Source organism: Phocaeicola sp. (assembly GCF_048170425.1).
GTDB lineage: Bacteria > Bacteroidota > Bacteroidia > Bacteroidales > Bacteroidaceae > Phocaeicola.
Map to the genome: position 1 here is coordinate 1 of NZ_DBEXBB010000157.1, position 10891 is coordinate 10891.

The 10891-nt window shown below is 44.2% G+C and carries 12 protein-coding genes; 8 read left to right on the top strand and 4 right to left on the bottom strand.

The window, feature by feature from the left end; translation table 11 throughout:
- The first annotated feature begins 2 nt into the window (after positions 1-2).
- The 3 genes from ACMJ0U_RS05995 to ACMJ0U_RS06005 all read left to right on the top strand — a co-directional run bounded on the left by ACMJ0U_RS05995 (position 3) and on the right by ACMJ0U_RS06005 (position 1617).
- The gene (locus ACMJ0U_RS05995) at positions 3-539 is read left to right on the top strand and encodes a Crp/Fnr family transcriptional regulator (RefSeq protein ID WP_417128843.1); all 537 of its coding nucleotides are present in this window, start codon (positions 3-5) and stop codon (positions 537-539) included.
- Between the two features lie 91 nt (positions 540-630).
- On the top strand, positions 631-957 hold the full coding sequence (locus tag ACMJ0U_RS06000) for a DMT family transporter (RefSeq protein WP_417128844.1): 327 nt from the start codon (positions 631-633) through the stop codon (positions 955-957).
- Between the two features lie 225 nt (positions 958-1182).
- Positions 1183-1617 carry a DUF6078 family protein gene (locus tag ACMJ0U_RS06005; protein ID WP_417121228.1) on the top strand — a complete coding sequence of 145 codons (435 nt, stop codon included), beginning with the start codon at positions 1183-1185 and terminating at the stop codon, positions 1615-1617.
- Positions 1618-1786: 169 nt separating this feature from the next.
- On the opposite strand, the gene ACMJ0U_RS06010 is transcribed toward ACMJ0U_RS06005, so the two are convergent.
- The 3 genes from ACMJ0U_RS06010 to uvrA are packed head-to-tail and all read right to left on the bottom strand — an operon-like array spanning position 1787 to position 5918.
- Positions 1787-2572, bottom strand: a complete 786-nt coding sequence (locus ACMJ0U_RS06010) for a DnaJ domain-containing protein (protein ID WP_417128845.1) — start codon at positions 2570-2572, stop codon at positions 1787-1789.
- Positions 2573-2598: 26 nt separating this feature from the next.
- On the bottom strand, positions 2599-3081 hold the full coding sequence (ybaK, locus tag ACMJ0U_RS06015) for a Cys-tRNA(Pro) deacylase (RefSeq protein WP_007562878.1): 483 nt from the start codon (positions 3079-3081) through the stop codon (positions 2599-2601).
- Positions 3081-5918 (bottom strand): excinuclease ABC subunit UvrA, encoded by a 2838-nt coding sequence (uvrA, locus tag ACMJ0U_RS06020; RefSeq protein ID WP_417128846.1) that lies wholly within the window; start codon positions 5916-5918, stop codon positions 3081-3083. The genes ybaK and uvrA overlap by 1 nt, the downstream gene beginning before the upstream one ends.
- Before the next feature lie 196 nt (positions 5919-6114).
- On the opposite strand from uvrA, the gene ACMJ0U_RS06025 reads away from it, so the two are divergent.
- Genes ACMJ0U_RS06025 through ACMJ0U_RS06045 form a run of 5 tightly spaced genes read left to right on the top strand, consistent with a single transcriptional unit; the run spans position 6115 to position 10327 of the window.
- Positions 6115-7914 carry a LysM peptidoglycan-binding domain-containing protein gene (locus ACMJ0U_RS06025; protein ID WP_417128855.1) on the top strand — a complete coding sequence of 600 codons (1800 nt, stop codon included), beginning with the start codon at positions 6115-6117 and terminating at the stop codon, positions 7912-7914.
- A gap of 1 nt (position 7915) precedes the next feature.
- Positions 7916-8623, top strand: a complete 708-nt coding sequence (locus ACMJ0U_RS06030) for a porin family protein (RefSeq protein WP_417128847.1) — start codon at positions 7916-7918, stop codon at positions 8621-8623.
- 5 nt (positions 8624-8628) lie between these two features.
- Positions 8629-9387, top strand: a complete 759-nt coding sequence (locus ACMJ0U_RS06035; RefSeq protein ID WP_417128849.1) for an exodeoxyribonuclease III — start codon at positions 8629-8631, stop codon at positions 9385-9387.
- An 8-nt stretch (positions 9388-9395) separates the two neighbouring features.
- Positions 9396-9773, top strand: a complete 378-nt coding sequence (locus ACMJ0U_RS06040) for a diacylglycerol kinase family protein (protein ID WP_417128850.1) — start codon at positions 9396-9398, stop codon at positions 9771-9773.
- Positions 9770-10327, top strand: a complete 558-nt coding sequence (locus tag ACMJ0U_RS06045; protein ID WP_417128851.1) for a phosphatase PAP2 family protein — start codon at positions 9770-9772, stop codon at positions 10325-10327. The genes ACMJ0U_RS06040 and ACMJ0U_RS06045 overlap by 4 nt, the downstream gene beginning before the upstream one ends.
- A 73-nt stretch (positions 10328-10400) precedes the next feature.
- On the opposite strand, the gene ACMJ0U_RS06050 is transcribed toward ACMJ0U_RS06045, so the two are convergent.
- Positions 10401-10865, bottom strand: coding sequence for a MaoC family dehydratase (locus ACMJ0U_RS06050; protein ID WP_417128853.1), 465 nt, complete (start codon positions 10863-10865; stop codon positions 10401-10403).
- Between the last annotated feature and the right edge of the window lie 26 nt (positions 10866-10891).

Sequence of the window (10891 nt, forward strand, 5' to 3'; positions counted from 1 at the left end):
GCATTTATAAATTACCTCAAATTTCCCTCGATACATTGATTGCTTCGATATCAGAAGTGGAATATCCTAAAAAATTTCACTTGCATCGGGAAAATAAGAAGGAAACAAAATCTTATTTCATAAAGAAAGGAATTGCCCGGGCATATGCACATAAGGATGACAAGGAAATTACATTCTGGTTCGGTCAAGAAGGAGATCTTATATTTCCTTTGCAAACTCTTTTTGCAGGTCTGGGAGAATATGCCACAGTAGAACTATTGGAGGATTGTGTTTTGTATGAAATTGATTTGGAGCGGTTGCAGGATTTATATCGGAACGATATACATATAGCCAACTGGGGACGCCGGTATGCGGAATACGCTTGCATTAAGTCGGAAAAATTGTTTATAGCCCGGCAATTCAAAACATCATTGGAAAGGTATCAGGAACTTATAAATGAATATCCGGACATAATACAACGAGTACAATTAGGCATAATTGCCTCTTATCTGGGGATTTCTCAAGTCAATTTGAGCCGTATTAGAGCACAAATAAAATGAATTTATCAAATGTAAAATCGTTTTTTAAAACATGTAAAGAAGAAACAGACCGCAAATACCGAAATTTGCAACCAAAAAAAGAATTAAAGCTATGAATTGGTTTCTTTTAGTGGTATCCGGGTGTATCGAACTCGTTTTTACCTTTTGCCTTAACAAAGTGAGCAAGACTGTAGGATTTGAAAAAGGTTTGTGGTGTATAGGTACGGCAAGTGCTATTGCGCTTAGTTTGTATATTGTAACTAAGGTTTTGAAGACTTTACCTATCGGTACGGCTTATGCTGTTTGGACGGGTATCGGTGCTGTCGGTACGGTTCTGATAGGAATCTTCTTTTTTAAAGAGCCTGTAAGTTTTGGGAGACTTTTCTTTATTTTTACGTTGATAGTGTCTATTATAGGATTAAAGATCGTGTCTTCCTGAATAGAAAAATACGCATAATATGACGGAACAAAACTTTCCATTATGCGAAGAAGCTATTTCTATAATCGTAACTTATCACGATGTCAAACATACCAAACATTTAACATTATACAATTTGAGCACAACCAATATCATATAAAAAGCAGAAAAACCGACAATACTTATACGTTATAACATAATTTTATATAAGTTTGTCATCAAACTCAAACATAAAAAAACACGTTTATGAAAAAGAATCCTTACAAAGAGGCTCCGGCCAATTTTTCCGTATGCGCACATGAAGATTGCACTTGCGGTTCCACCTGTCTTCGTCAACTGGCTTATCCGGTATTATTGGAACGAGAAGCTTTTCTACATCTGGCCAATCCTACCCGATGCACTAAAGACCATTCATGCCCGTATTACCGTGATGCCGCTCCCGTAACCTACATGCGCGGCTTCACACAAATGAAAAAGCGAATGTATCCCGAACAATACCAGAAGTTTATGAATTTTCTGATTGCACGCTTCGGACGGAATCCTTACTTTGAAAGAAGAAGAGGAGACAGAAAACTGAATCTCCAAGAACAAGAAATCATTCGCAAGGCCCTGAAACAAGCAGGAGTCACAGAAAATCTGGACTTTGACCTGAAGGAAGAAGGATTCAACTGGTTCGACTAGCCAGTACTTTCTAAGGAGTACTTCAGTACTTCCCCGAAAGTACTGGAGTACTGCCAAGGAAGTACTGCAATACTTCTCAGGAAGTACCCGCAGAATATATAACACTGTGTATCAGAACAATAAAAAAAAAGGCCTGCATCGTAAAAGACGAAGCAGGCCTTCATGCTATTTATTTCATTCCTCTTGCCTTGAAAATACGCTCCTTGGCATCATTGATGCGTTGCAACTTTTCTTCAGCAGCTTTCCGGATGTCTTCACCCAACGTAGCCACACGGTCAGGGTGATGTTTCAGTACCAGGTTACGATATGCCTTACGGACCTCCTCATCTGAGGCTGTAGGTTCGATTTCCAGCACCTTGTAGGCATCTTCCAGCGAATCGCCTCTCAGGTTCAACATGGAATCGGCTTCCTGCATGGACAACTGCATGGACTGAGCCACTTCCTTTAAGGCATCCACTTCTGCCGAACAAACATTTCCGTCGCTCTGTGCTATCTTCACCAAAAAATCGAGCAACTGCAGACGCTGTTCATACGTCAGATTGGCAGCAATCTGTGCCCCACACTCCCGAATGGTACGACGAAAGGCAGAAGGGTCATTCTGCTCCATACGCTTGCGCTGTTCAAACAGATTCAGCAAAATACGCTCTCCTTCACTAACAGAAGCCTCTCCGAAATTCACGCGCAAGAACTGACGCACAAACTCCATTTCGCTGTGCATAATGCGTCCGTCGGCACGAATGATATACGAAGCCATGACCAACATGGAGAATAAAAAACTGTTACGCTGGCCTGTGTACACATCTTCTTGTGCCGTGCTTCCATAGCCACCGTCCATTTCCTCCTGTGCTGTCACGCTTTTATCAAACAAAGAACCGATGGCAAATCCTGCCAAGGCTCCAAGAGGTCCCATGGTCATGAAACCCATGATTCCCCCAATCCATTTTCCGTATCCCATAAATTATAAATTCTTTTTCTATCAAGTTAAAATAAAGTACAAACCTCAGCCTGACTCACTTTGATTAAATCAGCCGGAGCCAGTTTCACCTGCAAGCCTCTCACTCCTGCACTTACGTAAATGTAAGGGAAGTCATTGCATGTGTGATGAATATATGTAGGAAAATGCTTCTTCATCCCTATCGGAGAGCATCCTCCACGAATGTATCCCGTCAGCGGAAGCAGTTCTTTCATCGGTATCAGGTCGCATTTCTTGTTGCCTGAAATCTTGGCTGCCAGCTTCAGGTCGATTTCGTGCTCACCGGGAATCACACAGACAAAGTAACCCGACTTATCTCCTTGAAGCACCAACGTTTTGAATACCTGTTCGATGTTCTCTCCTAAAGTAGCGGCTACGTGTACGCAACTTAAATCATTTTCATCTACCTCGTAAGGAACCAGTTCATATTTCACCTTATCCCGGTCCAGCAAACGGGCCGCATTGGTTTTTGCAATCTTGTCTTTTGCCATTATTTTGTTACTCCTTTCAGTTCTTCTTTTAAAAATCCGGATGTATATCCTTTACCCGACTGAGCCACTTCTTCCGGTGTGCCGCATACCAGCAACTGTCCTCCGGCCTTTCCGCCTTCCGGTCCCATGTCGATAATATAGTCTGCCATCTTAATGACATCCAAATTATGCTCTATGACAATGACGGTATTTCCTTTTTCTACCAGACGGTTCAGCACGTTCATCAACACCCGAATGTCTTCAAAATGCAGTCCGGTAGTCGGCTCATCCAAAATATAGATAGTCTTTCCGGTATCCCTTTTAGCCAGTTCGGTAGCCAGTTTCACACGCTGGCTCTCTCCTCCCGACAAGGTAGTAGAAGGCTGCCCCAACTTAATGTATCCTAACCCCACTTCTTGCAGCACCTTGATTTTATTCAGTATCTGCGGCACGTTTTCAAAGAATTCTACTGCCCGGTTGATGGTCATGTCCAGTACATCAGCAATGGATTTGCCTTTATAGCGCACCTCCAACGTTTCACGGTTATAACGCTTTCCGTGACAGACCTCACACGGCACCAGCACATCAGGAAGGAAATTCATTTCAATGGTCTTGTAACCGTTTCCGCCACACGTCTCACAGCGACCGCCCGACACGTTGAAAGAGAAACGACCTGCCTTATAGCCGCGAATCTTGGCTTCCGGAAGACCGACAAACAAGTTACGGATGTCGGAAAAGACTCCGGTATAGGTAGCCGGATTCGAACGAGGGGTTCTTCCCAACGGCGACTGGTCCACGTTCACCACCTTGTCAATGTATTCCAGCCCTTCAATGCTGTCATACGGCAAAGGGTCTTGCAGCGAACGGTAGAAATGCTGGGAAAGAATAGGCTGCAGGGTATCATTTATCAAGGTAGATTTCCCGCTACCGGATACGCCGGTCACACAGATAAGTTTTCCCAATGGGAACTCCACATCATCGCCTTTCAGGTTGTTTCCACGTGCCCCTTTCAACACGAGGGAATGCCCGTTGCCTTTTCTTCGTTCCGCCGGAACTTCGATGCTCATTTTTCCATTCAGGTACTGCGATGTCAGGGTGTTGGTCTTCATCATTTCTTCCGGTGTACCAGAGAAAACGACTTCACCGCCCAAGCGACCGGCTTTCGGTCCCATATCCACCACGTAATCCGCAGCCAGCATCATGTCCTTGTCATGTTCCACTACGATAACGGTATTTCCCAAATCGCGCAGTTCTTTCAAAGAATTAATCAACCGGATATTGTCACGCTGATGCAGCCCGATACTAGGTTCATCCAGAATATACAACACATTCACCAGCTGAGAACCAATCTGTGTGGCCAGACGAATACGCTGGCTCTCTCCTCCCGAAAGCGTCACCGAAGAACGGTTCAATGACAGATAGTCCAGTCCCACATCCAGCAGGAACTTCAGTCGCGTACGTATTTCCTTCAGGATTTCCGTCGCTATCAATCGCTGCTTATCTTCCAAAAAATCTTCCACATGGCACACCCAGTCATACAACTCACTGATGTCCATCGTGGCCAATTCATAAATATTCTTGTCGTGAATGCGGAAATGCAAGGCTTCCTTGTTCAAACGTGCCCCTTTACAATCCGGACACACATCCGTCTTAGCAAACTGTTCCGCCCATTTCTGTGCGGTGGCAGAAGCTTCCTTTTCCTGCATCATCTGAATATATTTGACAATGCCTTCATATAAAATAAAGTAATCGGAAGTGGCATGAATCAGTGTACTCTTAATCTTCAGGCGCTCATCGCATCCATACAAAATCTCATTGATGGCATCATCCGGCAACTCACTGACCGGTGTCTTCAATGTTGCCTCATAACGTTCAAGCAACGCTTCCAACTGCCAAAATATCATTACGTTCTTATATTTCCCCAACGGGGCCACAGCTCCTTCATACACCGAAAGCGAACGGTCCGGAATCACCTTGTCCACATCAATCAAATTGACATACCCCAGTCCCTTACAACGCGGGCAGGCCCCCTGCGGAGAATTGAACGAGAAGTTATGCGGTGCAGGCTCCTTGTAAGAAAGTCCCGTCACCGGACACATCAGGCGTTTGCTGTAATGACGTACACTTTCTGTCTGCGCATCCAGTATCATCAACAGTCCGTCTCCCTGCTGCATAGCTGTAGCCACACTCTGCTTCAAGCGGCTTTCTTCCTTTTCCGTAACCACCATCTTGTCAATCACCACCTCTATGTCGTGATTCTTGTAACGGTCCAGCTTCATGCCGTGTACGATTTCCTTCACTTCTCCATCTACACGCACATAGAGATACCCCATTTTGCGTACTTGCTCGAACAATTCCTTGTAATGTCCTTTACGCGTACGCACCAGAGGTGCCAGGATATAAATGCGTTTTCCTTTATAATCACGGTGTATCAAATCCAGGATCTGTTCTTCGGTATATTTCACCATCTTCTCACCCGAGAGATAGGAATAAGCCGTACCCGCACGGGCAAACAGCAGTCGCAGATAATCATAAATCTCAGTGGTTGTTCCCACAGTAGAACGCGGATTCTTGTTCGTCGTCTTCTGTTCGATGGAAATCACCGGACTCAATCCCGTAATCTTGTCCACATCCGGCCGTTCCATCCCTCCCAAAAAGTTACGGGCATAGGCAGAAAAAGTCTCAATATAACGGCGCTGTCCTTCCACAAACAACGTATCAAATGCCAGAGAAGACTTTCCGCTTCCGCTCAATCCGGTAATCACCGTCAAGCTGTCACGAGGAATTTCCACATCTATATTTTTCAGGTTATGTACCCGAGCACCTTGTACACAAATCGTTTCTGTTCCTTCAGTCATACATTATCCTTCAATGATATCTTTGCAAAGATAGTGAAAGGTGAGAGAAGTATGAACGAAAAACGTATTTTTCGGTTCTACTTCCGAACCGCATCCTATCTTCGGGAATCAAAGATAGAGATATTTACTTTTTCATTTTCATTCGACAATACAATTTTTTTTGTACTTTTGCCACTCAACAAATCCATAAATGACCATGAGATTCTTTCAGATAGTTTGTCTTTCACTGGCCTTGACTTTAGGAAACGCCGGAACAACTACTTTCGCACAGAACGGAAACAATTACTTTTTACATACGGTAAGTAAAGGACAAAGCCTTTACTCCATTGCAAGCATGTATCATGTATCTATTGACGACATTGTTCGCCTGAATCCGGGAAGCGACAAACAAATCCGAGCAGGAGAAGCATTGAAAATCCCCCAGACAAATTCCTCTTCTTCCAATAAAAGTGGAAGATTCCACACCATACAAGCCGGCGAAACACTTTACCAGCTGACGGTTAAATATAATACCAGTGCTCAAGCTATATGTGATGCCAACCCAGGTCTGAGTGCCAGCAACTTCCGCGTAGGACAAGTAGTATCTATCCCGACAGAAGATGTGACGGAACCAGCTACCCCACTTGCCCCGACACAACCCTCTACACCTTCCACTTCTTCAAAAGAATGGAAAGAAATGCATAAAGTGGAGCGAAAAGAGACTATCTTCAGTATCTGTCAGGAATATGGTATTACGCAAGAAGATTTATTGGCTCTGAATCCGGAATTGAAAAACGGGAAGCTGAAAAAAGGCATGTTCATCTTTATTCCTTACCCTAAAAGTAGCCAGCCTACAGCAACGACTACTCCCACAATGGTTCAAACACCATCTAATGAAGAGTTGTTCAAGCAAAGTAAGGTCGCTTCTAGGTCTTTGCATACCATTCAGGCAGCCGTGATGCTTCCTTTTACGGCTTCCGGAAGTATCAAACCTGAAGAGCAGACCCGCATGGTTGAATATTACGAAGGATTCCTGATTGCTGTAGACAGCCTGAAACGCCAAGGTGTGTCAGTTAATTTATATACTTACGACACAAAAGGCAGTGCCAATGTAATCTCTAATATTCTCAGCAAGCCGGAGATGAAGAATATGGACATTATCTTCGGACCTGTTCACACTTCAAACATCGAACCACTGGCAAATTTTGCAGAACGTAACAAAATACGACTGGTCGTTCCTTTTGCTCCAAAAGTAGATCAGGTGTTCAATAACCCGATGGTCTATCAGATTAATACACCGCAATCTTATTTCTACTCAGAGGCGTATGACCATTTTCTCCGTAAATTCAGCAAGGCCCGCATCGTATTTGTCGATCCGGCCAATGGAGACAAGGAAAAAAATGAATTCATCAACGGCTTGAAAAGCGAGTTGAAAGACAACCGTGTAGACTTCAAACAAATTCAGTTAAGCAGCGAAATCGCTCCGGAAAAAATCATCGCAGCCATGGATACGCTGAGGGAAAATATTTTTATTCCGACTTCCGGACGTAGTTCGGCACTGACCCGGATACTTCCTCAACTGACCAATGTTTTACGTTCACATCCGCATTTTGACATGCACCTGTTCGGTTATCCGGAATGGCAGACTTATACACAGGAGCATTTGGCCAGCTTCTATGAACTGGATACGTATTTCTATTCATCGTTCTATACCAACAACCTGTTCCCGGAAGCAGTTCGGTTCACTCAAAGCTATCGCCGCTGGTATAGTAAAGACATGGCGAACACTTTCCCAAAATACGGCATGCTGGGATTTGATACAGGATACTTCTTCCTGAAGGGATTGTCACAGCAAGGCAATAAATTTGAAGAAAACCTGGACAAAGTATCTGTTACTCCCATTCAGACTGGATTCAAATTTGAAAGAGTCAACAACTGGGGTGGCTTTATCAACCGGAAAGTATTTTTTGTTCATCTGACCAAGAATTACGAATTGATCAAACTTGATTTTGAATAAAATGAAAAAATACCGCCAACTGATTTTCATATGTTGCCTGCTGTGCATGCGTCCCCTGTCATTGTTTGCCCAATTACAGGACCAACGCCATAATCTGTCTGTGGGAATCAATGGAGGGGTAAACTTAAACTCTGTCAGTTTTACTCCTAGTATCAAGCAGACTAACTTCATTGCACCGGAATTTGGTCTTACAGTCCGTTATATCTCTGAGAAATACTTCAAAATGATTTGTGGTATACAGGGAGAAATAAACTTTTCCCAGCGAGGATGGAAGGAAGTCATTGAAGACGGCAGTAACAATACCTACCACCGTGCCATGAATTACATAGAAATCCCCCTATTAGCTCATCTGGCATTTGGAAAGGACCAAGGAAACGGAGCGCGATTCATTATTAACCTGGGTCCGCAGGTAGGATTCCTGTTGGGAGAAAAAGAACATTACAGCGACCCGTCTACCTGGGATACCACCAACCGTCCGCAAGGAACTGATGAACAATACGGAAAATTTGCCGACCGGAAATTTGACTACGGAATCGTAGGAGGAGGAGGCTTGGAGATACGCACAGGAATCGGCCATTTTCTGCTGGAAGCCCGTTATTATTTCGGTTTGAGCGATTTCTACAACAACAGTAAAAAAGATTATTTCTCACGTTCTGCTCATTCCTACATTGGCGGACGTCTGACTTACTTATTTGATTTGAAAAAATAACTTGTATGATTAAACTTATATCCTGGAACGTAAATGGACTGCGAGCTTGTTGCGACAAAGGTTTCCGAGACATATTCACCCAACTTGATGCTGATTTCTTCTGCCTGCAAGAAACCAAAATGCAGGAAGGACAGCTTGATCTTTCTTTTGAAGGATATACCTCCTACTGGAACTATGCCGAAAAAAAAGGATATTCCGGTACTGCCATCTTTACCAAGCACCAGCCTCTGCAAGTAACTTACGGTCTGGGAATTGATGAACACGACCATGAAGGACGTGTCATTACACTGGAGATGGAAAAGTTCTTCCTGGTAACGGTCTACACACCGAATTCACAGGATGGCCTGAAACGTCTGGACTACCGCATGACATGGGATGATGACTTCCGCGCTTATTTGCAGAAGTTAGACCAGATTAAGCCCGTACTGGTATGCGGTGACCTGAATGTAGCCCACAAGGAAATTGACCTGAAGAATCCGAAAACAAACCGGATGAATGCGGGATTTACCGACCAGGAACGTGAAAAATTTCAATTGCTGTTAGATGCCGGATTCATCGATACCTTCCGTCATTTCTATCCTGAACAAGCCAACATCTATTCCTGGTGGTCTTACCGTTTCAAGGCACGCGAAAAGAATGCAGGGTGGCGTATTGACTACTTTTTGGCCTCAACGAGCCTTGCCGATAAACTGAAAGAAGCCAAGATTCACACGGACATATTCGGCTCTGACCATTGTCCGGTGGAAGTGACCGTTGAAATTTGATTTACCGCATGAAGAACGAAGGATTTACCTTACGGAAGCGGCTCCGAAGCTTTAAGTTTGCAGGAAACGGCATCCGTCTGTTGATTACACGCGAGCACAATGCCTGGATTCATTGTTTCGCCGCAGTATGTGTAACCCTAGCAGGATGGCTAATAGGACTCTCCTCTACTGAATGGATAGCCATCGTGTTTGCCATTGGTTCCGTACTGGCTGCAGAAGCAGTCAATTCTTCCATTGAAGCACTGGCCGATTTAGTTTCACCTGAATACAACGAAGCCATCAAGCGTACAAAGGATCTGGCAGCTGGTGCCGTATTGATTCTGGCTATCAGCGCAGCCATTGTCGGATTAATAATATTCATTCCTAAAATTCTTATCCTGTCATGAAACCTATCATGATTTTTTTGGCAGCACTCTGCCTCAGCGTGTCTTTACAGGCACAACAGCTTGAAATCAGCCAGCCCCGAAAAGCCGTACGTACTTCCGGCGATGTGGGTACCGTACTGCTTCCCGTAGCCGGACTGACAGCCATACTTATTGAAAAAGACTGGCAAGGACTGAAACAGGGAGCATTGGCTGGAATTACCACGTTAGGGGTTACATACGCATTGAAATATGCAGTCAAAAAAGAACGTCCCGATTACAGTGACAACCATTCATTTCCGTCCATGCACACCTCTGTTTCTTTTACCGCCGCTTCTTTCATCCAGCGACGTTACGGATGGAAATGGGGATTACCTGCCTATGTGGTTTCGACCTACGTAGGCTGGAGTCGTGTGTATGGGAAAAAACATGACTGGTGGGATGTAGCGGCCGGTGCGGCCATCGGAGTAGGAAGCTCCTACCTTTTTACCCGTCCGTTTGCCCAAAAACATGATTTAGCTATCAGTCCCGTAGCAGGCGACGGTTATTGCGGATTCTATACCTCTTTAAAATTCTGAATAATTCCGGAAGCATGCACGCAGCAACCATATTCCTGCTGCGTCTACTTCCGAACAAATCCCTTGCCACGTATTAATTGAAATAATACAAGAAAGTGGCAATACCTTCCAAAGCTTTCTTCTTCTGGTCTTTAATTTCAATAGAGAATTTGATTTCTGCCTTTGCCACTCCGCGCAGATTTACCAGTGAGTGTAAATCAGCAGCCAAACGTACACTCTGACCTGACAATACTGCCTGACCGAACTTCATCTTGTCCATTCCATAATTCACCATCATCTTCAAGTTGTTCACCTCGATAATCTGATTCCACAGATAAGGCAACAAAGACAAGGTAAGATACCCGTGTACAATTGTACTCTTGTAAGGACTTTCCACTCTGGCACGATCTGCATCCACATGAATCCACTGGTGATCCAATGTAGCATCTGCGAACTGGTTGATGCGTTCCTGCGGAATTTCAAGCCATTCTGATACTCCAATCTGCCGGCCTACCAATTTTTCGAACTCTTCGTACGAGTTAATAATAACTTTCTCCATAATTATCCTTATTCTTTAAAAAGCAT

Coding starts and splice junctions, on each gene's coding strand:
- ACMJ0U_RS06000 (WP_417128844.1), top strand. CDS start 631: ATGAATTGGTTTCTTTTAGTGGTATCCGGGTGTATCGAACTCGTTTTT.
- ACMJ0U_RS06005 (WP_417121228.1), top strand. CDS start 1,183: ATGAAAAAGAATCCTTACAAAGAGGCTCCGGCCAATTTTTCCGTATGC.
- ACMJ0U_RS06010 (WP_417128845.1), bottom strand. CDS start 2,572: ATGGGATACGGAAAATGGATTGGGGGAATCATGGGTTTCATGACCATG.
- ybaK (WP_007562878.1), bottom strand. CDS start 3,081: ATGGCAAAAGACAAGATTGCAAAAACCAATGCGGCCCGTTTGCTGGAC.
- uvrA (WP_417128846.1), bottom strand. CDS start 5,918: ATGACTGAAGGAACAGAAACGATTTGTGTACAAGGTGCTCGGGTACAT.
- ACMJ0U_RS06025 (WP_417128855.1), top strand. CDS start 6,115: ATGAGATTCTTTCAGATAGTTTGTCTTTCACTGGCCTTGACTTTAGGA.
- ACMJ0U_RS06030 (WP_417128847.1), top strand. CDS start 7,916: ATGAAAAAATACCGCCAACTGATTTTCATATGTTGCCTGCTGTGCATG.
- ACMJ0U_RS06035 (WP_417128849.1), top strand. CDS start 8,629: ATGATTAAACTTATATCCTGGAACGTAAATGGACTGCGAGCTTGTTGC.
- ACMJ0U_RS06040 (WP_417128850.1), top strand. CDS start 9,396: ATGAAGAACGAAGGATTTACCTTACGGAAGCGGCTCCGAAGCTTTAAG.
- ACMJ0U_RS06045 (WP_417128851.1), top strand. CDS start 9,770: ATGAAACCTATCATGATTTTTTTGGCAGCACTCTGCCTCAGCGTGTCT.
- ACMJ0U_RS06050 (WP_417128853.1), bottom strand. CDS start 10,865: ATGGAGAAAGTTATTATTAACTCGTACGAAGAGTTCGAAAAATTGGTA.